At 57.2% G+C, this 23,338-nt stretch carries 20 protein-coding genes, 1 pseudogene and 1 riboswitch; of the genes and pseudogenes, 7 read left to right on the forward strand and 14 right to left on the reverse strand.

Annotation, left to right across the window (positions count from 1 at the left end; translation table 11 throughout):
* Positions 1-31: 31 nt before the first annotated feature.
* The 5 genes from ACR0JE_RS13330 to ACR0JE_RS13350 all read right to left on the reverse strand — a co-directional run bounded on the left by ACR0JE_RS13330 (position 32) and on the right by ACR0JE_RS13350 (position 5,260).
* Positions 32-1,039, reverse strand: a complete 1,008-nt coding sequence (locus ACR0JE_RS13330) for an endonuclease/exonuclease/phosphatase family protein (RefSeq protein WP_480864521.1) — start codon at positions 1,037-1,039, stop codon at positions 32-34.
* On the reverse strand, positions 1,039-2,085 hold the full coding sequence (locus ACR0JE_RS13335) for an ABC transporter ATP-binding protein (RefSeq protein ID WP_353011176.1): 1,047 nt from the start codon (positions 2,083-2,085) through the stop codon (positions 1,039-1,041). The genes ACR0JE_RS13330 and ACR0JE_RS13335 overlap by 1 nt, the downstream gene beginning before the upstream one ends.
* Before the next feature lie 11 nt (positions 2,086-2,096).
* Positions 2,097-2,990 carry an ABC transporter permease subunit gene (locus tag ACR0JE_RS13340; protein ID WP_480548013.1) on the reverse strand — a complete coding sequence of 298 codons (894 nt, stop codon included), beginning with the start codon at positions 2,988-2,990 and terminating at the stop codon, positions 2,097-2,099.
* An 11-nt stretch (positions 2,991-3,001) separates the two neighbouring features.
* Complete coding sequence (locus tag ACR0JE_RS13345) at positions 3,002-3,883, reverse strand: ABC transporter permease subunit (protein WP_170534813.1); 882 nt, start codon at positions 3,881-3,883, stop codon at positions 3,002-3,004.
* A gap of 72 nt (positions 3,884-3,955) precedes the next feature.
* Positions 3,956-5,260: an extracellular solute-binding protein gene (locus ACR0JE_RS13350; protein ID WP_480864494.1), complete on the reverse strand. Its 1,305-nt coding sequence runs from the start codon at positions 5,258-5,260 to the stop codon at positions 3,956-3,958.
* Positions 5,261-5,487: 227 nt separating this feature from the next.
* Between ACR0JE_RS13350 and ACR0JE_RS13355 the strand changes: the two genes are divergently transcribed.
* On the forward strand, positions 5,488-6,507 hold the full coding sequence (locus ACR0JE_RS13355; RefSeq protein ID WP_480864495.1) for a LacI family DNA-binding transcriptional regulator: 1,020 nt from the start codon (positions 5,488-5,490) through the stop codon (positions 6,505-6,507).
* Position 6,508: 1 nt separating this feature from the next.
* Here ACR0JE_RS13355 and ACR0JE_RS13360 read toward each other — a convergent pair whose 3' ends face one another.
* The 9 genes and pseudogenes from ACR0JE_RS13360 to ACR0JE_RS13400 form a co-directional block, all read right to left on the reverse strand.
* Complete coding sequence (locus ACR0JE_RS13360) at positions 6,509-7,519, reverse strand: FecCD family ABC transporter permease (RefSeq protein ID WP_353011184.1); 1,011 nt, start codon at positions 7,517-7,519, stop codon at positions 6,509-6,511.
* Between the two features lies 1 nt (position 7,520).
* Positions 7,521-8,474 carry an ABC transporter substrate-binding protein gene (locus tag ACR0JE_RS13365; protein ID WP_480864496.1) on the reverse strand — a complete coding sequence of 318 codons (954 nt, stop codon included), beginning with the start codon at positions 8,472-8,474 and terminating at the stop codon, positions 7,521-7,523.
* A 12-nt stretch (positions 8,475-8,486) separates the two neighbouring features.
* Positions 8,487-9,263 carry an ABC transporter ATP-binding protein gene (locus tag ACR0JE_RS13370; RefSeq protein WP_480864498.1) on the reverse strand — a complete coding sequence of 259 codons (777 nt, stop codon included), beginning with the start codon at positions 9,261-9,263 and terminating at the stop codon, positions 8,487-8,489.
* Complete coding sequence (locus ACR0JE_RS13375; RefSeq protein WP_480864499.1) at positions 9,260-9,616, reverse strand: DUF1636 family protein; 357 nt, start codon at positions 9,614-9,616, stop codon at positions 9,260-9,262. The genes ACR0JE_RS13370 and ACR0JE_RS13375 overlap by 4 nt, the downstream gene beginning before the upstream one ends.
* 98 nt (positions 9,617-9,714) lie before the next feature.
* A riboswitch (cobalamin riboswitch) is annotated at positions 9,715-9,931 on the reverse strand.
* Positions 9,932-9,989: 58 nt separating this feature from the next.
* The gene (locus ACR0JE_RS13380) at positions 9,990-10,655 is read right to left on the reverse strand and encodes a D-lyxose/D-mannose family sugar isomerase (protein ID WP_480548006.1); all 666 of its coding nucleotides are present in this window, start codon (positions 10,653-10,655) and stop codon (positions 9,990-9,992) included.
* Between the two features lie 19 nt (positions 10,656-10,674).
* Positions 10,675-11,601, reverse strand: coding sequence for a carbohydrate kinase family protein (locus ACR0JE_RS13385; protein WP_480864522.1), 927 nt, complete (start codon positions 11,599-11,601; stop codon positions 10,675-10,677).
* 34 nt (positions 11,602-11,635) lie between these two features.
* A complete protein-coding gene (locus ACR0JE_RS13390) occupies positions 11,636-12,595 on the reverse strand; it encodes a glucokinase (RefSeq protein ID WP_480864523.1) in 960 nt (319 codons plus the stop codon).
* 63 nt (positions 12,596-12,658) lie between these two features.
* A pseudogene (locus ACR0JE_RS13395) lies at positions 12,659-13,963 on the reverse strand (GH1 family beta-glucosidase); the annotation flags it as partial.
* A gap of 2 nt (positions 13,964-13,965) precedes the next feature.
* On the reverse strand, positions 13,966-14,997 hold the full coding sequence (locus tag ACR0JE_RS13400) for a LacI family DNA-binding transcriptional regulator (RefSeq protein WP_480864500.1): 1,032 nt from the start codon (positions 14,995-14,997) through the stop codon (positions 13,966-13,968).
* 290 nt (positions 14,998-15,287) lie between these two features.
* Between ACR0JE_RS13400 and ACR0JE_RS13405 the strand changes: the two genes are divergently transcribed.
* The 6 genes from ACR0JE_RS13405 to ACR0JE_RS13430 all read left to right on the forward strand — a co-directional run bounded on the left by ACR0JE_RS13405 (position 15,288) and on the right by ACR0JE_RS13430 (position 23,327).
* On the forward strand, positions 15,288-16,646 hold the full coding sequence (locus ACR0JE_RS13405; protein ID WP_480864501.1) for an ABC transporter substrate-binding protein: 1,359 nt from the start codon (positions 15,288-15,290) through the stop codon (positions 16,644-16,646).
* A gap of 66 nt (positions 16,647-16,712) precedes the next feature.
* Positions 16,713-17,720 carry a carbohydrate ABC transporter permease gene (locus ACR0JE_RS13410; protein ID WP_480499858.1) on the forward strand — a complete coding sequence of 336 codons (1,008 nt, stop codon included), beginning with the start codon at positions 16,713-16,715 and terminating at the stop codon, positions 17,718-17,720.
* 12 nt (positions 17,721-17,732) lie between these two features.
* Positions 17,733-18,881 carry a carbohydrate ABC transporter permease gene (locus ACR0JE_RS13415; RefSeq protein WP_480864502.1) on the forward strand — a complete coding sequence of 383 codons (1,149 nt, stop codon included), beginning with the start codon at positions 17,733-17,735 and terminating at the stop codon, positions 18,879-18,881.
* 9 nt (positions 18,882-18,890) lie between these two features.
* Positions 18,891-20,546, forward strand: a complete 1,656-nt coding sequence (locus ACR0JE_RS13420; RefSeq protein ID WP_480864503.1) for an alpha-glucosidase — start codon at positions 18,891-18,893, stop codon at positions 20,544-20,546.
* 3 nt (positions 20,547-20,549) lie between these two features.
* The gene (locus ACR0JE_RS13425; RefSeq protein WP_170534840.1) at positions 20,550-21,641 is read left to right on the forward strand and encodes a sn-glycerol-3-phosphate ABC transporter ATP-binding protein UgpC; all 1,092 of its coding nucleotides are present in this window, start codon (positions 20,550-20,552) and stop codon (positions 21,639-21,641) included.
* A 561-nt stretch (positions 21,642-22,202) separates the two neighbouring features.
* A complete protein-coding gene (locus ACR0JE_RS13430) occupies positions 22,203-23,327 on the forward strand; it encodes an extracellular solute-binding protein (protein ID WP_480544024.1) in 1,125 nt (374 codons plus the stop codon).
* Positions 23,328-23,338 lie beyond the last annotated feature (11 nt).

Raw genomic sequence — 23,338 nt, forward strand, 5'->3', positions numbered from 1 at the left:
AGCCGGGCTGAGCCAGGCCCGGCTCAAGTGATCAGACAGACGACAGCGCCGCGCGGCACCAGACGCAATCGTGGTCGGAAAGCGGTGTTCCCTCATCCGAGATCGATGTCAAAAGCCCCTTCTCTTCACATCGCAGATCGCGACCTGCCAGCCAATCCAGCTTCATCACACGCTGAGGATGTGGGGTGATCAGGCTGGGGCGCGTGGTCGTTCCGTCGATTGTGAAACCCCAATTATAACCGCGTGTTTCGGCCAGACCAAAAAGACTCTCGTTCTGCCAGTTAAAATCCGGCGGCAGGTGGTTACCGGTGTTCAAATCCCCACCGATCAGAACCGGCAGTCCCGGCGCGAAGCTGTCGATAGCACCTAGCAAGACATCGAACTGCGTGTGGCGATGCGCTGCGTCGGCGTTGCTTTCCAGATGGGTGGAAACGACGCAAACGGGGCCACTTTCCGTTGGCAAAACAGCAGCAATGGCCATTCGGCCACCAACGCGTGGCTGGTCGGGATCTGCGGCACCTTCGTCGCAGGAAAACCAGTGGCCATGATCGTCCAGCCGGATCAGAGCGGTGCGTTCAAATGGCACCGAAGACAGGATCGCGTTGCCGTGCCATCCCAGTGTATTGAAGTCGTCTTTGCAGAAATGGCGCTCGGTCGGGCCGCCCAGATCAAGCTCATGAAACTCGACCCCAAAGGCGTAGACCATTCCAAGGGCATCTGCCATCGCCTCGGTCGTGTGCCGTTGCGATGTACGCGCCATGCCGTGGTCGACCTCGGACAGTAGAACAACATCGGGGCTGATCTGACCAAGATGTGCGGCGGTTGCCTCGGGGAACAGGCAGCGCTCCACATTCCATGCGGCCACGGTGAACCGTGCAGGCAGCATGGTGGTCTGTGCCCGCCCGCCAAGCTGCAGCGCGTTCATCGCTGGAATATCGCGCAACAACTCTCGATGTGCAGCGGCGGTTCGCGGGGCGGACAATATGCCTATCCGCTGATCCGGTGTCACAGCGGGAAGCACATCCAAAACGTCTGTGATCAAATGACTTTTCCTGTTTCCACATCAAACAGACGCAACGCGTCAGGTTTCAGGGTGATCTGGGTCTCGCCTGTTTGGGCCGCGTGATCTTTGCTGACCAGAACGGTGAAGGGCTGGCCACCAAGCTGACCGTGCAGCAACCGATGCGCGCCCAGTTCTTCAAGGATATCCACCTGAAACGGCACGGAACCCTGACCATCCAGTTCGATATCTTCGGGTCGGATGCCGAGTGTCACCGGCCCATTGGCAGATGTTGGCGCGGTCATGATCCCGTCATAGCCGTTGATCCGCACCTGGCCTTGATCGACCTGCGCCTCAATCAAATTCATCGGCGGCGCACCCATGAACGAGGCGACAAAGGTCGAGGCCGGGTTGTGATAGATCTCCGAAGGCGTGCCGATCTGTTCGATCCGGCCGGCGTTCAGCACGATGATGCGGTCTGCCATGGTCATGGCTTCGACCTGATCGTGGGTCACATAGACGGCCGTCGTGCCAAGGCGGCGTTGCAGGGCCTTGATTTCGATCCGCATCTGGTTGCGCAACTTGGCGTCGAGGTTGGACAGCGGTTCGTCAAACAGGAACAACGCCGGATCGCGCACAACCGCGCGGCCCATGGCGACGCGCTGACGCTGGCCGCCCGACAATTGCGCCGGTTTACGGTCCAGATATTCTGTCAGGTTCAGCATCTTGGCGGCGTCTTCGACCTTGGCCGCGATCTCGGAAGCGGGCGTGCCGCGGTTCTTCAACCCGTAGCCAATATTCTTGCGGACCGTCATATGCGGATACAACGCGTAGTTCTGGAACACCATCGCGATGTCCCGGTCCGCCGGGTCCACGTTGTTAACCACCCGGTCGCCGATTTTCAGCGTACCTTCGGTGATATCCTCCAACCCCGCGATCATGCGCAACAAAGTGGATTTACCGCATCCCGAAGGGCCGACCAGAACGACGAACTCGCCATCCTGAATGGTGAAACTGGTGGTCTCAACCGCTTTGAAGCCATTGGGATAGACCTTGCGGATGCCCTCTAATGATACCTGAGCCATGCGCGTATTCCTTATTTATCGGATTCTGTGAGGCCCTTGACGAACCAATTCTGGAAGAAGATGACAATCGCCACCGGCGGGATCATCGCAACGATGGCCAGTGCAAGCGCCTGTCCATGCTCGGGGATCTGACTGTCGGTATAGGTCAGCACGATCTGTTTGATGCCCCGGACCAGTGTGAAGAAGCTTTCATCTGTCGTGATCAGTGTTGGCCACAGATACTGGTTCCAGCCAAAGACAAACATGATAATGAAGATCGCCGCGATCATCGTCCGGCTGAGCGGAACGAGGATGTCGACAAAGAACTTCCACGGACCTGCACCATCGATCCGCGCAGCCTCGGCCAATTCCTCGGGGACGGACATAAAGAACTGTCGGAAGAAGAATGTACCGGTGGCCGACGCGATCAGGGGAACGATCAGGCCGGTGTAGGTGTTGGTCAGGCCCAGCTTCTGGATCGCCTCATAGGAAGGCAGAATGCGGACTTCGAGCGGCAGCAACAGGGTGGTGAAGATAACCCAGAAGGCCAGCGTTGCAAAGCGCAGGCGGAAATAGACGATGGCATAGGCGGCCATCATCGAGATGATGATCTTGCCGACGGCAAAGCCGATCCCCAGGATGAACGAATTCATCAGCATCAATGTGCCGTCAACGGTTTGGGTAAATCCGCCTTTCTCGAACATGGCGGCGTGGAAGTTCTTGCCCAGATCGTCGCCTAGGCCCACCTGAATGCCCTGTCGGTGGATGGTCACGGCATCATGGCTGGCTGTGGTCAGCGCCAGCAAGGGTGGCAGGATCATCAGCAATGATCCCAGGATCAGCACAAAGTGATCACCGATGGTTTCCCAGCGGATTTTGCGGGGGCGGTGGGCGATTTCGGTCGTCTCAAGGGTGGTATCAGCCATGGTTCGCCCCCTCAGGTATAGTGGATCCGGCGTTCAACCAGCCGGAACTGAAAGACGGTCAGGATTAGAACCAGACCCATAAGAATGACGGATTGCGCAGAAGAGCCGCCCAGATCGTTGCCTCGGAACCCGTCCAGATAGACCTTGTAGACCAGAGTCATCGGATTGTTTCCCGGCTCACCCTTCATCAGCGCGTCAATCACGCCGAACGTGTCGAACAGCGCATAGGTGATATTGATGATCAGCAGGAAGAACGCGGTGGGGGCGAGCAAAGGGAAGGTGACCTGCCAGAATCGCCCCGTGGCCGAGCGGTTGTCGATCATTGCTGCCTCGCGCACCGAGCGCGGGATCGATTGCAGGCCCGAAAGGAAGAAGATAAAATTGACCGGGATTTGCTTCCAGACCGATACGATGATCATCGCGGTCGCGGTGGCGTTATAGTCCACGCCCAGTTTGAAATCCCAGCCAAACATCTGGAAGAACTTGGTCATTGGACCGGTGCTTTGGTCAAAGAACAGGATGCCCAGAAACCCGGCAACCGGCGGCGCAATCGCGTAGACCCACATCAGCAGGGTTCGATAGGTCTTGGCGCCGCGCAGAACCTTATCGGCCTTGACCGCCAGCAGCAGCGCGATGGCCAGTGAGAAGAAAGTAACCAGAACCGAGAAGACAATCGTGAACCAGGCAATGCGCTTATACTGATCATTGCCAATTAACGACGTATAGTTGTCGGCCCCGACAAAGGTTGACCCAAATCCGAAAGGGTCTTGCAGAAAGAAGGACGATTGCAGCGCCCATCCAGCAGGCCAGTAAAAGAAGATGGCGATGATCATCAACTGTGGCAGCAGCAAAGCCACAGGAAGCCAGATATTATCAAAACCCGCGCGTTTCATAGGTCTTCCAGTTGCAGAAATGGGGGATGGCCGCACCCGAAGGCGCGACCATCCTGGGGGTGATCCCAGGGATTAACCCTGAGTCTTTGCAAAGCGGGCCAGCAATTCGTTGGCTTCTGCTTCGATGTTCTGGAACGCGGTTTCCACGTCGGTTTCACCGGTCAGGATACGGCCATATTCGCGGTTCATGATGTCGCGGATCTGGACGTAAAAGCCCATGCGGTAGCCTTTGGTGTTGTCGCCAGCCTTAGCGGACAGTTGGTTGACGCCAACTTCGGCTGCCGGGAAGCGGTCATAGTGGCCGTCTTTCTTGGCGACTTCGTATGCAGCTTCGGTGATCGGCACATAACCGGTTTCTTGATGCCAGAAATACTGGGTTTCAGGCGCGGTCAGGAAGTTAAAGAACTCGGCCGTTGCCTTGTTTTCTTCATCCGACTTGCCTGCCATGGCGAACAGGGCCGCACCACCGATGAAGGTCTGTGTCGGCTCGGCTGTTACGGCTTCCCAATAGGGCAGCTCGGTCGCGCTGAACTCAAATGGCAGGTCTTTCTGCAGCAGGCCGCCAAACGAGCCCGAAGACCCAAGCCACATGGCAACTTTGCCTTCTTCGAACGGCTTGGCATTGTCGCCCCAGCCGGTGCCGTACCATTCAAACAACCCGTTTTCTTTCCAGTCGCTCACAGCCTGGAAATGGGCCTTGATGGCGTCGTTGTTGATCAGGATTTCGGTGTCGGTGCCGTCATAGCCGTTGTTGTTGGTCGCAAACGGCAGGTTATGACGCGACATGAAGTTTTCGGTGAAGATCCAGGGCAGGTGCGACTGGCTGAGCGGGATATAGCCTGCTTCTTTCAGTGCCGGAGCGGTGGTGGACTGGAACTCTTCCCATGTCTTCGGGGGTGTGACGCCTGCGGCTTCCAGTGCGTCTACGTTGTAGTACATGATAGGTGTTGACGAGTTGAACGGCATGCCGATCATCTTGCCATCGCTGTCTGCGTAGAAGTAGCGCACGCCAGCGATATAGTCATTGATGTCGAAATTAACGCCATTGTTAGCCAGCAGGTCCTGAACTGGGATGGTCGCACCCTTGGCACCGATCACTGTGGCGGCACCGGCGTCAAACACCTGCATGACGTTGGGTTGTTCGCCCGCGCGGAATGCAGCGATACCGGCGGTCAGCGTTTCTTCGTAGCTGCCCTTGTAGACCGGAGTGATTTTGTATTCGTCCTGCGAGGCGTTGAAATCCTCTGCAATTTTGTTGACGGTCTCGCCCAGCTGGCCGCCCATTGCGTGCCACCAGGTGATTTCGGTTTCGGCAAAGGCTGTGGTCGCGGTAAAGGCGACGGCGGCAGCAGTTGCGCAGAACTTAAGGTTGGTCATTTTGATCCTCCGGTTCGGTCTCGGGCATTTGCAGCGAAGCACCCGATGGCAGGTTTCTGCCAGGTTGTTTTGCAGGGCCCCCCTGCGGCGTGTCTCACGCGCAGCCTCCGACCCGCATCACGTGTCACGCGTGGATTCTGCACACGTGGTCACATACTGTTAACGTATGACAGTTCAGTGAAAGATTTCTAGCAATATTGACAAATTCTACCAAATCGAAGGACAGGATGGGCGTGGCTCAGGATCATGATAAACCTGCCGATAGGCGCCGCCGGGTGACCGCGCAAGCCGTTGCAGATGCGGCTGGTGTGTCGCGTTCAGCGGTTTCACGCGCTTTTACGCCAGGTGCGTATCTTGATGAAAGCAAAAGAAAAATCATCGAGAAAGTGGCCCATCAAATGGGCTATCAGCCAAATGCATTGGCTGCCGGGTTGAAGGACGGGCGCTCGCATCTGGTGGCCGTCTTTGTCGGCAATATGCGCAGTACATATGATTCCGAATTCGTGAGCGCCTTGGTCGGGGAACTGAACGCTTTGAACAAATGGCCGATTCTCATCGATGGCGGGGATCAGCGTGCAGAAGACGCGATCGAGCAGGTTTTGCGCTATCCATTGGACGCTTTGATCCTGCGTGGTGGCAGCATGCCGCGCGCGTTGGTCACGCGGTGCACCAAGTTCGGTGTGCCGATGATTTCCACAGGCCGAATCGTCCAGGCACCGGGTGTCGACAATGTCTGTTGCCGCAATGCCGACGGTACGGGGCTTGCGGCCCAGGTGCTGGTCGACAAGGGGCGCACACGGTTTGGGTATCTGGGTGGCGCCCCCAGTTTCTCGTCATCGGCCGAGCGTAGATTGGGTGTGATCGGTGTTTTGGACAAAGCGGGGTTAAAGCTGATTGCCGAAGCCACAGGGGATTTCACTGTTGAGACAGGGCACGAGATTGCGTTGAAACTGTTGGCCGAGCATAAGCTGGACGCGTTGGTTTGTGCCAACGACGCCAGTGCGATCGGCGCGCTGACCGCCGCGCGAGAGTTGGGTTTGGACGTTCCGAGTGATCTTTCACTGATCGGGTTTGACGATATCGAAATGGCCAGATGGCCAAATTTCGATCTCAGTACCGTCAACAACCCGATTGATGATGCGGTTGATCAGGTCATTGCGTTGCTTGAACGCAGGCTGGCAGAGCCGGGCAAGCAAAGCGAAACCATTATGATTGATCCGTTTTTCGTCCCGCGTGGAACGCATTAGGTCAAACGTTTCGCGCCGATTTGAACAGGTACAAGAATACGAAAAGCGACCCGATTGATGTGGTCACGATGCCGACTGGTAACTCCTGCGGGGCCAGCAGCAGTCGGGACACGATATCAGAGGCGGTCAGAAGGATGGCTCCAACGATGGCCGAGGTGATCAGCAGGTTGCGGTGTAGCGTTCCTGCGATCCCCCGCGCGATATGAGGGACCATCAGACCGACAAAGCCGATGACACCCGCGACCGACACGAAGCTTGCCGTGGCCAAAGCTGCAACAAAGAACATGCGAAAGCGCAGACCCTGAACCGGGATACCCAAGGTGGCAGCGGTGAAATCTCCGGTCAGAAGGGCGTCAAGCCAGCGGCTTCGATAGAGTGCATAGCCCAGGATCAGGGCTAGTCCGATCAGGACCAGTGGAAATGTCTCCCACCGCGCAAGGCCCAGTCCGCCCAGCATCCAGAAGATCACGGAATGGGCGGCGCGGTTGTCTCCGGAAAAGATCAGATAGTTAGTGATGGCGGAGAACAGGAAAGACACGGCAAGCCCTGCCAGGATCAGTTTTTCCGGTGCGCTTGTGCGCAACCCCTGTACCAAGGCCAACACAATGCCCGATGCGATCAAGCCACCGCAAAACGCAGCCAGCGGCAGGGTCCAGATGCCCAGCACATCGCCGGTGACCGTGATGACCAGAACAGCGCCCGCAGCCGCGCCCGACGAGAGACCGAATAGAAATGGGTCTGCCAAGTCGTTGCGCGTGGTGGTCTGCAGAACCACCCCCACAACACCAAGCCCCGCACCGATGACAGCGGCGAACAGCGCACGCGGCAGGCGCAGATCAAACACGATCCGATGCAGCGGCGACATCTCGCCTTCTGACAGACCTGTGCCCAGGCCGATGGCGGCAATGACATCTGCCACCGGGATCGGGGTTGTACCGTAGACTGTCGACAGCAGCAAAAGGGCGGTCAGAACGACCGCCCCCAGCACAACTATCCGGCCCGTATGGACCATATCAGTTGGTCGCCGTCGGGTGCATCGCATCCGCCATCTTCTGGATCGCGTCAATGTTTGCCGGTCCCGGTGTCAGCTCTTCGTAGCGCAGACCGATCCAGCGTTCATTTTTCACAGCGTCTGTTTGGGACATCACCGGGTGCTCTTGCAGGAACTTGAACGTGTCCTCTGCCCCGTTGCCGGTCTGATAGTCAAGCAGCACCAGAAATTCCGGGTTCGATGCAGCAACCGCTTCCCACGAGGTGCGGCCCCAGCTGGTATCCATGTCATGGGTGACGTTTTCGCCGCCAGCCGCTGCGATCATCGCATCGGGGATGGCGAATTTGCCAGCGGTAAAGGGTGCATCTGCCGGGCCGTCCAGCAGGAAGACACGGGGTTTGGCCAGATCGGTGGTTTTGGCTTCAATGGCAGAAAGCTGTTCTTTCCAGCCTGCAACCAGTTCCTCGGCCTTTTCTTCGACATGCATGACCTGACCCAGGCGCAGCACATCGTTGAACAACAGGTCCATGCTGGCCTCAGGGCGGTCCTTGTCCATATGCACGCAGCTTTCGGTCAGGATCATTGTCTTGATGCCGAACGGGGCCAGAGTGTCCGGGGTCACGTCACCACCGGGCTTCATGCCGTAATACCAGCCTGCGAAGAACAGGTCAGGTTCTGCCGCAACCAGGTTTTCGACGGTTGGGTATTTCGGCGCCAGTTCCGGGATTTCACCGCGCAGCTTATCGAAATCAGGGCTTGTCTTGTACCAACCGGTGATACCGGTCAGGCCAACGATGTGTTCTTGCAGGCCCAGCGCAAAGGCCATGTCGGTCATGTTCATGTCATGCACCACCAGCCGTTCCGGCTTCGCGTCGAACACCAGCGGTTCTCCGCAATTGTCCACGGTCACCTCATGCGCTGCTGCGCCGCTGGCCAAACCGGTGATCATCAAAGCTGACCAAAGCTTCTGTTTCATCGTTCTCTCCTGTTAAGATGAAAGCGTTCGTTTTCGGATATCCAGCGCCGGGATCACGCGCCCTTCGTGCTGGAAGCACAGGTAGTCAACACCAAACGTGTCGCGCACTTGATCCGGCGTCAGTATTTGGTCGACTGGCCCAAAGCCCGTCATGCGTGTGGATTTCATCAGCGCGACATGGCTGGCGAATTCCGGGATCATGACAAGGTCGTGTACGATCATCACCACTGTTACGCCCAGTTCGGCCACCAGCGACAGCATGTGCCCCTTGGCATCGGGGTCCAGATGATTGGTGGGCTCGTCCAGAAACAACAGCGAGGGGTTCTGCGCCAATGCACGCGCGATATGGGCGCGTTGGCGTTCGCCGCCCGAGAGCCGCTGCATCGGCTTGTCCGCCAGATGGGTCAGCTCGGTTGTGCGCAGAACGCGTGCAAGATCCATCTTGTGGTCTTCTGCCGAGCGGTCGCTTTGAATGGGAATCTGGCCCAGCGCAACGTAGTCGCGCAGCTTTAGGCGGCCATCGGGCAGTTCCTGCTGACCAACAACCGCAATGGTCCGGGCGCGTTCCTGCGCAGACAGGCTGCGTAGGCTTTGACCGTTGATCCGAACGTCTCCCAGCGCCAGACGCTCGACCCCGCAGAGCAGGTTCAGCAGCGTTGTTTTCCCGGCGCCGTTGGGGCCCGCGATGGCAAGGATCGCCCCCTCGTCCAAAGAGAAGGAGACATCTTGCAACAGCACATCGCCATTCAGGGCGTAGTATTCCAAATTGTCGGCGACCAGAAAGCTCATGCCTTGTCCCTTTGGGGCAGCCGGGGCAGGCGGGCCAGTGTTTTGAAGAGCAGGGCAGGGGGCCGGTCTGTAGCGCTGGTCCAGCCGCTTTCGCTGTTGTGGAACTGATGGGCGAATGCGGCGATTGCATCCAGATCAGTGGTGCTTTGGATATCGCCAAACAGGTACTGCGCTTTGCCTTCGGCTTGAAGCCCTACGGTCATCGGGCGTTCACATCCCGCCATGCACGGGATCAGACGCGTTGCAAACCCATCGGGCAGGGCTGCGTCCAGGATGCTCTGAGCTGTGCTGGCCTCGATCTCACCCTGACAGGTCGAGCAGATCAGCACAAAATGATCAGCCGCGCGATGCATGGCCATCCTCAACGCGCAGAATGCCCGTGTCGAAAGTGCCAGTCCCGATAGGACGCGAATATGCCATCAATCCTCCTTGCGGGACGCCCCGTCCCGGGTTGGTTTCACAGGTGATGGCAGGTCTCCTGACTTGCGGGTCATCGCTTGGCCAACCTTCCCGGCCTTCTCGGGCCAGTGGTGATTTGGCGTCACTCACCGCTTACAGTTGCGGGGGCAGTTACGGACTTGGCCTGTTCCGATATTCCGGGGGCCGCACCGTATTCCCATTTTCATCCCGCACCCAAAGCTGCGGGAACCATCACAGGTCAGCTATTCTGGACAAGACACGCTTGTCAAGCAATCGCTGAGAGGCTCGGGTCAATCTCGGGGTAGATCAGTAATCCGCAACCAGCAGGAACTCGGCCTCGGTATCTTCGTCGATCGTGGCAAAGCGGGGAATGGGTTGTTCGAACACGTTATCGGTGCGGTCGTCGTTTACGGTTGAGACCTCGCCGATCAGGCAATCCCCACGCTCGGCCCAGAAGGCGTGCCAGATTCCGGGCATAAGGGTTACACTTTCGCCGGGTTTCAGGCGCAGCAATTCGCCCGGAGTGATGGTGATATCGCATCCGTCGCTGGGCACCACAACCGGTGTGTCGCGGTCTACGCTGCCATCGGGGTTCGAGGCATAGATCTCCATCACCAGATCGCCGCCGCCCCGGTTGATGATATCCTCGGCTTTGACGATATGACGATGCATCGGCGACAGCTGCTTGTCGCGCGAGATCAGCAGTTTTTCTGCATAAAGCATCCCACGACCCTGGCTCAGATCGTTCTCATCCCCATTGCGCAGGGTGAACAGGAACAGGCCAAGCTCATCAAATTTGCCTTGCCCGTAGTCGGTGATGTCCCATCCCAGTCCCCGGGCGCGGATCGTGTCGGCCTTGGCGCTGCGCATCTGATCCGGAGACCAGTCGGCAAAGGGGGGCAGGATGAAACCGAAAGACTGGATAAAGGCCTGTGCATCGGTCTTGATGTGGTTGATGTCGGAACGTTTCATGTGACTTCCCTTTTTGGGACTAGAGCTCGTGCGCCCAGGGCGGGTTGGCCCCGGCACGCGATACGGTGACTGCTGCAACATCTGCACCCAACGCTAAAGCTGCACGCAGGCTTTCTTTTGTCAGATCGCGCAGCCCGGCTTTGGTCAGATGTCCGGAACGGTGAAGTTCCGCCAGCACGCCAGCGTTGAACGTATCGCCCGCCCCCACCGTATCGACAACCTGAACCGCTTTAACCGGTATCGTGGTTTCCGAGCCATCGCGTAGATAACCCGAAGCCCCCTGGCTCCCACGTGTAACAATCACAACCGCGGGACCGGCTTGCAGCAACAAAGGCACTTTCTCGGCATGGGTTTCGGGCCCCGGAATGATCCAGTCCAGATCTTCATCCGAGACTTTGAGGATATCGGTCTGCGCAATCATGGCATTCAAACGGGTGCGGTATCTGGTCTGATCCTGGATAAACCCCGGTCGGATGTTGGGGTCCAACATCACCGCTCGATCCGTCCCGTGATGGCTTAGCAAGGCAGCATAAGCATCGGCGCAGGGTTCGCAGGCAAGACTGATACCGCCTAGATACAGGGTCGAGATGGCGGGCAGTTGGTCGGGCATATCCTCGGGCCGAAGCATGCGCCCGGCAGTGTTCTCGTCAACGAAGTTGTACGATGCATGACCATCGACCAGTTTCACAAACGCCAAAGTGGTTGGGCGGTCGCTGGTGATCACATGGGAGGTATCCACATGGCTCGCTTTCAGCGTATCCGCCAATTGTTCACCAAACATATCGGACGACAGGCCGGTCAACATGCCAACAGGCGCGCCCAATCTCCCCAACGCGATCGCCGTGTTGAAAATTGCACCTCCAGAATGGGGAACATACCCTTGGGCACCCGAGACTGTAGGCTCGGTGATCATATCGATCAGCGCTTCTCCGCAGCACAGGATCATCCCGCGTCCCTTCATTGAGAATTGTCAGGCGGTTCTACCGCATGAGGGCATTTTTGCAGAAGTTGTTAGCGCCAACAATGCCAAATTCGACCTGTTCTGAGACATAGAGGTCCATTCCGCGCCGCAGCTCGCTGAACCGGCCACCATTGTTGAAGGCATCCAGAAAACTGTCTCCGAACAGCCAGCGGTTTTTTTCCGCCACGCCACCGACCAGAAAGACGCCGCCAATTGGCATCAATGTAACGGCCATATCCCCTAGCAAAGCGCCCAGATGCGTTGTGAACAGCGATGCGGTTTGAACCGCGTGTGGATCAGTGCCGGATCGCGCATCCTGCAGGATATCCCGCGCCGGGCGCGCGGAGATATTGGTTTGACCCGCCGCCATTGCTACTGCTCGGTACAAGATCGGTAATCCGGTGCCGCTGAGGAACATCTCAGCTTCCAAACTCAGGCTGTCGCCAAAAAAACACTCGGGCGCAATACGCCGGGCCGCGTCGAAGATATCAACCTCATCCCGGTGGCGCGGCGCAAGGCCAACATGGCCTCCTTCGCCCGAGACGGTGTGATAATGCCCTTCGGAATATAGCAACGCCCCGACGCCCAGCCCAGTTCCGGGTCCGACCACCAGCCGCGTGCCGAGTGGCGGTGTGGGCGCCCCCTGCAAGACGGTAACATCATCGGACGTAACCTCGGCCACCGACCATGCAGCGGCGGTGAAGTCGTTGATGACATAAGTGTGCCTGGCACCGGTGGCTTCGGCCAGCTCGGCCTCGGACAAGTCCAGATTTGCGTTTGTCAGTTGAATCACGCCAGCCTGAACCGGGCCTGCACCTGCGGCAACAACTGCCTGAGGATCAGTTCCGACGTCATCTCGCAAACTGTGAAATGCGTTAAGTAAGTCGGACAAGGAGCCGGTTGGATGTTTGCGCAATTCTGTTAGCGCACCGTTCTCGACAACCCCAAGCCGGGTATTGGTGCCACCGATATCGGCCACCAGGTTCCAATGCTCGTGGACTGCCCCTGCTGGCTGCGCGAGCGGCAGGGCAACAGGGTTCCCTTTGGCCAGCGCGGCTTTTAGGGCGAGATATGAGGCTTTAGGCTTACGCTCCAGCGTCTCGAAATCCACGTCGACCAGACCGAACCGCTTTTCATACCCAAAGGCCCATTCGTAGTTGTCGAGCAGAGACCAGGCAAAATAGCCTTTGACTGGGGCGCCCTGATCCAATGCATCCTGAACGGCCGCAAGATGCTGGTTTAGGTAGTCGATCCGATCATCGTCCTGATCCCGTTTAGGACTTGCCATGCCGTTTTCGGTCACAAATAGGGGAAGGTCGCCAGTGTATTCCTGCGCCGTTCGGGTCAAAAAGCGGGTGAGGGCGGCTGGTTCGATCTCCCATTCCATTTGGGTTTTGGGCAAAGCTCCGGGAACCTCTTTCAGGCTGGGCCAGGCGGTATCAGACGGGGCAATCAGCTTGCGGGTGTAATAGTTCAGCCCACACCAATCGACGGGTGCGCCTATGGTGTCAAAGTCGTCCTGCCAGCCCGTGGGCAAATGAGGCGCGAGCCCCTCCAGAACATTCGCTGGATAAGCTTTCTTGAACGCACCGCCCAGAAAGAACCGGTTATAGATCCCATCATACAGATCCGCGGCCTTGCGAGCCTCGGGGCTGTCATCGGCGGGTTCGGCCCATTCCAGATTGAACACCGCACCAAGATTGGACATTCCAAGCCCGCGCATCGCCTGAATGGCGCGGCCATGGGCCAGCAGCACGTGATGCATGGCTCGCGCAGCAGCTCGGATATCGCGCATGCCGGGGGCGTGGTGGCCTTCGAAATGGCTCAGCCAGCTGACGCACCAGGGCTCGTTGATGGGGGCGACGCTATACATGCGATCCCCGATCCGGCCCATGATGATCTCGGTGAAATCTGCAAACCACCCGGCGATATCGCGGTTGCGCCAGCCACCCAGATCAGCAAGGGCCGAGGGCAATTCCCAGTGATAAAGCGTGGCACAGGGGCGGATATTGCGCTCTAGCAAGGCATCGGTGAGGCGGTCGTAATAGTCCAGCCCGGATTGGTTCACCGAGCCGCGTCCATCGGGCAGCACCCGAGCCCAGCTGGTGGAAAAGCGGTAGCAATCGAAACCAGCCTCGCGCACCAGATCGAAATCTTCCGGAAACCTGTTCAGATGATCACAGGCCAGATCACCGTTTTCCTGCCGCACGACATTACCGGGCGAGGCGGCGAAGGTATCCCAATGGGTCTGACCAGCCCCACCTTGGGCGTGACCTTCTATCTGATAAGCAGAGGTTGCCACACCAAAGAGGAAGTCTTTGGGAAAGTCAGAACGAGTATATTTCATTGCTAGTACCTGTTGGGCGCCGGGCCTGTTGATCTGCCTACTACCAGTTCAGCTTCCAGCAATCTAGTTTTGGTCGGCGCATCCGGGGATTTGATACGTTCGATCAGCATATTGGCCGCTATCTCCCCGGCCTTGCGAACAGAGGAGCGGGTGGCGGTGAAGATCGGAACATCTTGCCCGTTCTTAAGATAGGACAGGTCATCGTCATGGGCGATGACGGATATATCGCGCCCCATTTGCAAGCCCGCTTCGTCAATCGCGCGCCGAACGCCGATAGCAGAAATCATCGAAGAAATCAGGATTGCGGTTGGCGGATCATCAAGGGCAAGCATCGTGCGTGTTTCGTGGTGACCATAGACTTCGGTCATCTCGGCGCTGCGCATCAGACTAGGTTCAGGTGCGATCCCTGCCTGCGCCAATGCAGCAAGATAGCCATCACGGCGGCGCTGGGCGAAATCCATCTCTTCAAGGCCGTTGATCAATGCGATGCGCCGATGGCCTAGATCCAGCAGGAATTGGGTTGCCCGCAGGAACGAGCTTTTGTTGTTCACATCAATCCAGTCATAGGGCAGGTCAACACCCGTCGAACGGCCATGCACAATGAATGGAACTGACATCTTGCTGAGTACCGAGATTCGATGCTCGTTCACTTTGGGGCCCTGCAGAACCACACCATCAACTGCACCGCGCTGGAACAGGCTGCGATAGGCTTCTTCGATCGAGGTGTCATCGGCGTTGGTGAACATCATGTCATAGCCATGCTCGGCATATGTTTTCACGGCACCCGCGACGAAATCTCCAAAGATGGGGTTCACCATCTCGTGCTGAGACGAGCTGGGGATCACATGACCGATGACCATGGATTTGCCTGTCGCCAACCCTTTGGCGCGGCTGTTTGGACGATAGCCATGTTTGGCAGCTGCTGCCTGAACGCGCGCGCGCGTGGTCTCATTCACTTCCGGATAACCGTTTAGGGCGCGACTGACAGTGGTCGGCGACAACCCAAGCATATCCGAAAGTTCTTTTAGCGTCATAAGGTGCTCATATACTGCAAGCGCTTTGAATTCGTTGAACTCATCTGTTGCGTTTCGCCATACTCATAAAAAGAGCCATAAAAGTAAAGGTTATTGAGTGATAAATCCAAGAGTATTCGGAATCGTTGACTTTGATGCGTAAACGCGCAACTTTACATCTATCCAAAGCGCTTTGGATTGCGGTAGTAAGCTATATTGCCGTGATTCTCGTGTCGGAACGCATGGCAGGTACGTCGCGGATCGGGTCGGGCCCGAACAACTAAAAGCTTGATAAGCTGTGGGAGGACATCATGAAGAAGTCGTTTTACGCCAGTGCTGCGGCATTGGCGCTGAGTGCGGGGACGGGATTGGCGCAGGCTGATCTGGCATTCACGCCGGGCGAAGGCCCGTTCAATTGGGACAGCTACAATGCCTGGGCGGAAACAGCCCCGGACCTGAGCGGCCAGACCGTTACTGTTGCGGGGCCCTGGCTTACGCCGGAAGATGGCTATTTCAACAACATGACCGCCTATTTCGAGGCGGCCACAGGCGCGGATGTGATCTACACCGGCTCGGACAGTTTCGAGCAGCAGATCGTTATCGATGCCGAGGCAGGTTCGGCCCCCAATGTTGCAGTATTCCCGCAGCCTGGTCTGGCCTCGATCATGGCGTCCAAAGGACAGCTGTCCCCGCTGGGCGACGACATGGCTGCCTGGGTTGGTGACAACTACGCTGCAGGTGATTCCTGGGTCGATCTGGGCACCTATAAAGACGCTGATGGCAACGACAAGATGTACGGCTTCTTCTACAATGTGAACGTCAAGTCTCTGGTTTGGTACAACCCCGAGAACTTCGAAGACGCCGGATATGAAGTGCCGACGACCATGGAAGAGCTCAAGGCTTTGACTGAACAGATCGTCGCCGATGGTGAAACGCCGTGGTGTATCGGTCTGGGGTCCGGTGCCGCAACCGGTTGGCCTGCGACCGACTGGGTCGAGGATATGATGCTGCGCACCCAGCCGCCGGAAGTCTATGACCAATGGGTCACCAACGAGATTCCGTTCAACGACCCACGCGTTATCGCTGCAATCGACGAATTCGGTTGGTTCGCGCGCGATGATGCCAAAGTCTCCGGCGGTGCAGGTGCAGTTGCCTCCACCGATTTCCGCGACAGTCCCAAGGGCATGTTTGCCTCACCGCCTGAATGCTACATGCATCGTCAAGCGTCCTTCGTTCCGGCCTTCTTCCCGGAAGATGTCGAGTTTGGTCTGGATGCAGATTTCTTCTATATGCCGGCCTTTGCTGACAAGGACTTGGGCAACCCGGTTCTGGGTGGCGGGACATTGATGGCTGTGAGCAACCCCTCCGACGCGACAACCGCGTTCATGGAGTTCCTCAAACAACCTATCGCGCATGAGATCATGATGGCGCAGACCGGCTTCCTGACACCGCACAAGGGCGTCAACACCGAAGCTTACAAGGATGACACGCTGCGCGGTCTCGGCGACATCCTGCTGGGCGCGACCACATTCCGTTTTGACGGGTCGGACCTGATGCCAGGTGCTGTCGGTGCAGGCACGTTCTGGACTGGCATGGTTGATTATACCGGTGGCAAATCCGCCGAAGAGGTCACGGGTGAGATCCAGTCCTCCTGGGACGCCATCAAATAATCTGACAACCCTTTGGGCATCCCGCACGCCGGGGTGCCCATGCCTGTCGCCGCGAGGGAGGATAGCATGCATCCGGCAATACAAGGCCTGCTGACGATCGCCATTGGTGTGTCGGGATGTGTGGGCTACTTCTACCTATCCAACCAAGTTCTGGATAAATTTCTGTTTCCAGCGCGTGGCCCAAATGCAGGGCGCAATATCAACCGCGCCAACATGATCCGGCCCTGGCTGTTTCTGTTGCCCGCCTTGCTCGCACTGGGTGTGTACCTGGCCTATCCGGTTGTTGAAACCCTACGCCTGTCGCTGACAGATCGCGTTGCGGGTGGCGGCTATGTATGGGCCGGATTCGACAATTACGTGCAAATGGTTGCCGAACCCAAGTTCTGGGAGGCAATGCGCAACAACATGTTGTGGCTGATCGTGGTTCCGGCCATGTCCACAGCATTTGGTTTGCTGGTTGCACAGCTGACCGACCGCATCCGCTGGGGCAACGTCGCCAAATCGCTGATCTTCATGCCGATGGCAATTTCATTCGTCGGTGCCTCGGTGATCTGGAAACTGGTCTACGATGCGCGGCCCATCGATCAGGATCAGATCGGCGTCCTGAACGCGATTTATATCTTCTTCGGTGGCACCGAGACGCACACCTGGCTGACGCTTCCGTTCTGGAACAATTTCTTCTTGATGGTCGTTCTGGTCTGGATTCAAACCGGCTTTGCCATGGTGATCCTGTCTGCCGCCCTGCGCGGTATCCCGGAAGAGACCATCGAGGCCGCCATTCTGGACGGGGCCAACCCTTTCCAGATCTTCTTCAAGATCAAAGTGCCGCAGATCAAAACCACGATCATGGTTGTCTGGACCACCATCACAATCGTCGTTCTCAAGGTCTTTGACATCGTCTTTGCCATGACCAACGGTCAGTGGGAGACGCAGGTTCTGGCCAATTACATGTACGACAAGATGTTCCGTGCCAATGACTGGGGCGTGGGGTCGGCCTCGGCGATGGTGATCATGTTGCTGGTCACTCCGATCCTTGTCTGGAACGTGCGCAATGCGCGCAAAGAAATGCAGTAGGAGGTTGGGGATATGAGCGATATTGCAGGAACCCGGCCAGCCCTTCGCTGGGTTGTTCATGCCTCGGTGGTGTTTCTTGTCGTGCTTTGGGTGTTCCCGACGCTGGGCTTGTTGATCTCGTCTTTCCGAACGGGGGATCAGATTGCCAGCAGCGGCTGGTGGCGGGCTTTGTTTCCGTCAGAACAGAACCTGACCCTACGCGCTGCCGGGCCAGGTGCGCAGGTCTCAACCGACGGGATGTATGTCATCGAAGGCAATGTTTTTGACGGTGAAAGCGCCTCGGACATCAGCAGATGGGGGGTCAACTCTCGGGCCATCGATGCCTTTGCCCCCGGCGAAACTGCCGAGCTGCGCCGCGGTGGGACAATAACGGTTCAGGCCAACGGCGACTACCGGATGGAGAACACAGAGGAGTTTTCTGGCAATCGCGGTCCCCGAGTGTTTGTTACCACCACCTTGCCGCCCGAGTTCACGACCGAGAATTATGCCCATGTTCTGTTCAACGCGAACAGTGCCGACAGCATGGCTAAGGCGTTTTTCAATACGTTGACGGTGACGATACCGGCGACGATCATCCCAATCCTAGTTGCGGCCTTTGCGGCTTACGCGCTGGCTTGGATGGATTTCCCGGGGCGGGCATTGTTGATCGCTGCCGTTGTTGGTCTGTTGGTGGTGCCGTTGCAGCTGGCTTTGATCCCGCTGCTGAAACTGCACCTCAATATCGGGATCGGCAAAGGATATCTGGGGGTTTGGATGGCCCATACCGGTTTTGGGATGCCATTGGCGATCTACCTGTTGCGCAACTACATGGCCGGATTGCCACGCGATCTGATCGAAAATGCGCGGGTGGATGGTGCGACTGAGTTCCAGATTTTCACCAAACTCATCCTGCCGCTCAGCTTTCCGGCGCTGGCGTCCTTTGCGATCTTCCAATTCCTGTGGACATGGAACGATCTGCTGGTTGCCAAGGTATTCCTGATCGACTCATCCGGTCAGACAACGGTGATGACCAACCGCATCGTCGAGCTGCTGGGCACACGCGGCGGTAATTGGGAAATTCTTGCCACGGCGGCCTTTGTTTCGATTGCCGTTCCGCTGGCTGTCTTCTTCGCAATGCAAAAATACCTGGTCCGGGGCCTGCTGGCCGGATCTGTCAAATAGAGGCGTCTGATGAACGTGCAGAACACCACAGAACTTTCCAAAGCAACCAAAGTGTCGTCCGAGTGGTGGCGCGGTGGGGTGATCTATCAAATCTACCCGCGCAGCTTTCAGGATAGCAATGGCGACGGTATTGGTGACCTGAAGGGTATCACGCAACGGCTCGATTATATCGCGTCGCTGGGCGTGGATGCGATCTGGATATCGCCGTTCTTCAAATCTCCGATGAAGGATTTTGGCTATGATGTCAGTGACTATCGGGACGTGGACCCGATGTTCGGCACACTGGCTGATTTTCAGGAGCTTTTGGACAAGGCGCATGCCAGGGGACTGAAGGTCATGATCGATCTGGTCCTGTCGCATACGTCGGATCAGCACCCGTGGTTCAGTGAAAGCCGCGCCAGCCGGGACAATCCGAAATCCGATTGGTTCGTCTGGGCCGATCCCAAGCCCGATGGCACACCACCGAACAACTGGCTGTCGATCTTTGGCGGTTCGGCCTGGCAATGGGATTCTCGCCGTCTGCAATATTATCTGCATAATTTCCTGAGTTCGCAGCCCGATCTGAATTTCCATTGCCGTGAGGTACAGGATGCCCTGCTGGATATGGCACGGTTTTGGTTGGAACTGGGGGTTGATGGCTTCCGTCTGGATACGATCAACTTTTACTTCCACGACAAAGAGCTGCGCGACAACCCAGCCCTTTCGATCGAGCAGCGCAATGCCTCGATCGCACCGGCCGTGAACCCCTATAATCACCAAAACCACCTGTATTCCAAAAGCCAGCCGGAAAACATCGCGTTTTTGGAGCGCCTGCGCGCCTTGACGAATGAATACGAGGGCCGTGCCTGTCTGGGTGAGATCGGCGACGCGCAGCGTGGCCTTGAGATCATGGGGGAATACACCACTGGCGATAAGCGGATGCACATGTGCTATGCCTTCGAGTTTCTCGAAAAGCGGGCACTGACCGCAAGCTATGCCAAACAGGTCTTTGACCAGCTGGCCGCAAAGGCGCGGGATGCCTGGCCCTGCTGGGCGTTTTCGAACCACGATGTTGCGCGCCATGCGTCGCGCTGGGACCTCAGTGAGGCTGCGGCCCGGCAATATGCGGTGCTGATGATGTGCCTGCGCGGTTCGGCCTGCCTGTATCAGGGCGAGGAGCTGGGCCTGCACGAAGCAGATGTTCCATTCGAGAAGCTGCAAGACCCTTATGGAATCGAATTTTGGCCTGAATACAAAGGACGTGACGGCTGCCGCACACCGATGGTCTGGGTGTCACAGGATGAGCAATCCGGGTTCAGCGCAGGCGAGCCTTGGTTGCCGGTCAGCGCTGCACAGGCCGAACAGGCTGTTGACCGGTTAGAAGCTGATCCGCACTCGATGCTCAACCATTATCGCCGTGCCATTGCTTTGCGCCACGCGCATCCGGCCCTGGCGACCGGCGCACAGACACAGATGGAGCAGACCGGAACGGTTCTGACCTTCCTGCGCGAAAATGAGACTGAACAGGTGTTTTGCGCCTTCAATCTGGGATCGGAGGCTGCGGAAATCTCGCTGCCTCAGGGCCAATGGCACGCCATTGGTCAGGATCTGGGCGCGGTCGAGGGCGAAGGTCAGATCACACTGGATGCAGCGCAATTCTGCCTGATGGTCAAGGAAAAGGGGTAAACCATGTCTGAACTCAAACTGACGGATGTTGCCAAATCCTATGGCCCCATTGATGTCCTGAAACATATCGATCTGGATATCGATCAAGGCGAGCTGATCGTTTTTGTCGGTCCCTCGGGTTGCGGGAAATCCACGTTGCTACGGATGATCGCCGGGCTGGAAAAGATCACTGGCGGCACGCTGGAAATTGAAGGGCAGGTCATGAACGATGTCCCGCCCGCGCAGCGCGGCATTGCCATGGTGTTTCAAAGCTACGCGCTTTATCCGCATATGACGGTGCGCGAAAACATGGCCTTTGCCCTGAAGATCGCCAAGATGCCCGCGTCGGAAATTGATGCCTCGGTCGAGCGTGCCGCGCAGATCTTGCAGCTTGAACCGTTCCTGGATCGTCTGCCCAAGGCCCTGTCGGGTGGTCAGCGCCAACGTGTTGCCATTGGCCGTGCGATTGTGCGCGACCCAAAGGTCTATCTGTTTGACGAGCCGCTTTCGAACCTTGATGCCGCGCTGCGCGTAGCCACCCGGATCGAGATCGCGCGCCTGAAGGAGGCGATGCCCGACAGTACCATGATCTACGTGACCCACGATCAGGTTGAGGCGATGACGTTGGCCAGCCGCATCGTTGTGCTGGCTAACAAGGGTATCGCACAGGTCGGTACGCCGCTGGAGCTTTATGAGACACCGGACAATGAATTCGTCGCGCAGTTCATTGGATCGCCCTCGATGAACCTGCTTCCGGGTAGGATTACCGGCACCGGGGCAACCACCACCATCGCTCTGGCATCCGGCGGCACTGCGGTTTCGTCGATCCCGACTGAGGCCAGTGATGAAGGGCGAGAAGTGAATATCGGCGTACGTCCCGAAGATTTTGTGCTGACCGAAGAGTCTCCGATTCTGACTGGTACCGTAGACTTCACCGAAGCGTTGGGTGAGGTGACATTGCTTTATTTCGAGAAATCCGAGGGGGTCGAGTCTGTCATCGCAAAGCTTCCCGGCGTGCAGCGTAATCTGCGTGGGCAGTCCGTTTCGGTAACAGCGGCACCGGACAAGGTGCATCTGTTCCACAATGGCGTGTCGATGCGCCGGCATTCAGCCTGATCTTGTAACGCATCGCGATGGCGCGCTGATTTGTGGGGTGCCGACGCTTTTTTATAGTGCCAGATAGAGCGCATGGGAGCGAGCTGTTGGCACGAGACTTCACGGTCGATTTCAAGCATGTGCCCACTAAAGCTACCAATATATGGTGAGCCACCACACTTGAGCGCTTTTCGCGTGAATCGATTCGAAAAATCGGTGCAGATTGAGGCATCTGGCCGCAGCGCTATCAGACTATAGTATTTACCCATTTATTTTCAATGATTTATATGTCGGGGCAGCTTGATGGTGGGATGGCCCGCGCGAGTGCCAGACCTTTATCAAGGCTGCAATACCCCTCATTTTTTACAACACATAAGTATCTTGTTGGTGCTTTCACAATCACAGCCTAAGGTGAGGCCGTCCGGTGTATTTTCATACCCGGAAGCGAAAGAAGCACGACGGGGTTGCAAACTGGACTTATTAAAATTTCCAACTGTCACTTTTGAGTAGACAGCTCTGCCGCGAAGTTCTGGCCTGCAATCAAAACAAAAAAATCTAACGACTAACCATGGGAGATACAAAATGGTCGATCGGAAAAATCTTTCCAGACGTACGGTGCTGAAAGGCGCAGGCGCTGCTGCTTTGGCTGCCCCGCTTTACAGCAAATCTGCGCTTGCATCGTCGGGCGAAATCAACATTCTGATGTGGTCGGACTACCTGCCGCCCAGCTTCATTCAAGAGTTTGAAACGCTGACCGGAATCAAGGTGAACTATACCGGTATCGGATCGAACGAAGAAATCATCAACAAGATGAAGGCCACCAAAGGTCAGGGCTTTGACATCGTGTCGCCCACCAACAACCGCTCGCTTCAGTGGGAGCCGCTGGAGCTGCTGCAGCCGTTCGACATGAACAAGGTGCCGGTTGATCTGGTGAACCCGGCGATGGCGCAAATTGGTACGGATGCGTGGAACTTTGGCGATAGCGGTGCGCATTGGCTGCCGCATATCTGGGGAACGGAAGGTATCGCTTACCGCACTGACCTGTGGCTGCCAGAAGGTGATGCGCCATCTTATGGCGACGTTTGGTCCGAAGCGAATGCGGGCAAAACCATGGGCCGCGCGCATTCGATGATGCTGGGCGCTGGTCTTTACATGGAGCGCGCGGGCGAGATGGAGCCCGGTTCGGTCTGGGCGGCTTATGGTGACGAAGACACCATGCGCAAGGTCTGGGGTCAGATCACGGACTGGTGCGTTGCCCGCAAGGATCGCATCAAACTGATCTGGAACGACGCTGATACTCAAAAGAACGGCCTGCTGAACGAAGGTGTGGTCGTTGGCCAGACCTGGGACGGACCGCCGCTGGCGTTGAAATCCGCAGGTGAGCCTGTGCATTATCAGGCACCGGTCGAAGGTGCAATGGCCTGGGTCGATGGTATCTCGATGCCGACCGGTGCACAGAATGTCGAACAGGTTTATGCCTTCATCGATTTTGCCTATCAGGCGAAACCAGCAGGCGTTGCGATTGATAGCCACGGCTACAACTCGCCTGTTCTGGGTGCCGACCAGTATTCGGGTGACACCTACAAGAAGAACTTTGCAGAAGCCTATCCGGGTGACTCACTTGCTAACCTTAACCCGTGGCCGGCCGAAGCACCCTGGTACGCAGAAACGCGGACCGAGTTCGTCAACAAGTTCAAAAGCGCCTGATTGCGTAACAT

It is taken from the genome of Ruegeria sp. H3 (assembly GCF_056533095.1).

What these genes read in the sequence shown, in the direction of transcription:
- ACR0JE_RS13355 (WP_480864495.1), top strand. Translation starts at nt 5,488, where the DNA reads ATGGGCGTGGCTCAGGATCATGATAAACCTGCCGATAGGCGCCGCCGG.
- ACR0JE_RS13380 (WP_480548006.1), bottom strand. Translation starts at nt 10,655, where the DNA reads ATGAAACGTTCCGACATCAACCACATCAAGACCGATGCACAGGCCTTT.
- ACR0JE_RS13415 (WP_480864502.1), top strand. Translation starts at nt 17,733, where the DNA reads ATGAGCGATATTGCAGGAACCCGGCCAGCCCTTCGCTGGGTTGTTCAT.
- ACR0JE_RS13375 (WP_480864499.1), bottom strand. Translation starts at nt 9,616, where the DNA reads ATGCATCGCGCGGCTGATCATTTTGTGCTGATCTGCTCGACCTGTCAG.
- ACR0JE_RS13410 (WP_480499858.1), top strand. Translation starts at nt 16,713, where the DNA reads ATGCATCCGGCAATACAAGGCCTGCTGACGATCGCCATTGGTGTGTCG.
- ACR0JE_RS13340 (WP_480548013.1), bottom strand. Translation starts at nt 2,990, where the DNA reads ATGGCTGATACCACCCTTGAGACGACCGAAATCGCCCACCGCCCCCGC.
- ACR0JE_RS13345 (WP_170534813.1), bottom strand. Translation starts at nt 3,883, where the DNA reads ATGAAACGCGCGGGTTTTGATAATATCTGGCTTCCTGTGGCTTTGCTG.
- ACR0JE_RS13430 (WP_480544024.1), top strand. Translation starts at nt 22,203, where the DNA reads ATGGTCGATCGGAAAAATCTTTCCAGACGTACGGTGCTGAAAGGCGCA.
- ACR0JE_RS13420 (WP_480864503.1), top strand. Translation starts at nt 18,891, where the DNA reads ATGAACGTGCAGAACACCACAGAACTTTCCAAAGCAACCAAAGTGTCG.
- ACR0JE_RS13400 (WP_480864500.1), bottom strand. Translation starts at nt 14,997, where the DNA reads ATGACGCTAAAAGAACTTTCGGATATGCTTGGGTTGTCGCCGACCACT.
- ACR0JE_RS13370 (WP_480864498.1), bottom strand. Translation starts at nt 9,263, where the DNA reads ATGAGCTTTCTGGTCGCCGACAATTTGGAATACTACGCCCTGAATGGC.
- ACR0JE_RS13425 (WP_170534840.1), top strand. Translation starts at nt 20,550, where the DNA reads ATGTCTGAACTCAAACTGACGGATGTTGCCAAATCCTATGGCCCCATT.
- ACR0JE_RS13335 (WP_353011176.1), bottom strand. Translation starts at nt 2,085, where the DNA reads ATGGCTCAGGTATCATTAGAGGGCATCCGCAAGGTCTATCCCAATGGC.
- ACR0JE_RS13405 (WP_480864501.1), top strand. Translation starts at nt 15,288, where the DNA reads ATGAAGAAGTCGTTTTACGCCAGTGCTGCGGCATTGGCGCTGAGTGCG.
- ACR0JE_RS13365 (WP_480864496.1), bottom strand. Translation starts at nt 8,474, where the DNA reads ATGAAACAGAAGCTTTGGTCAGCTTTGATGATCACCGGTTTGGCCAGC.
- ACR0JE_RS13350 (WP_480864494.1), bottom strand. Translation starts at nt 5,260, where the DNA reads ATGACCAACCTTAAGTTCTGCGCAACTGCTGCCGCCGTCGCCTTTACC.
- ACR0JE_RS13385 (WP_480864522.1), bottom strand. Translation starts at nt 11,601, where the DNA reads ATGATCCTGTGCTGCGGAGAAGCGCTGATCGATATGATCACCGAGCCT.
- ACR0JE_RS13360 (WP_353011184.1), bottom strand. Translation starts at nt 7,519, where the DNA reads ATGGTCCATACGGGCCGGATAGTTGTGCTGGGGGCGGTCGTTCTGACC.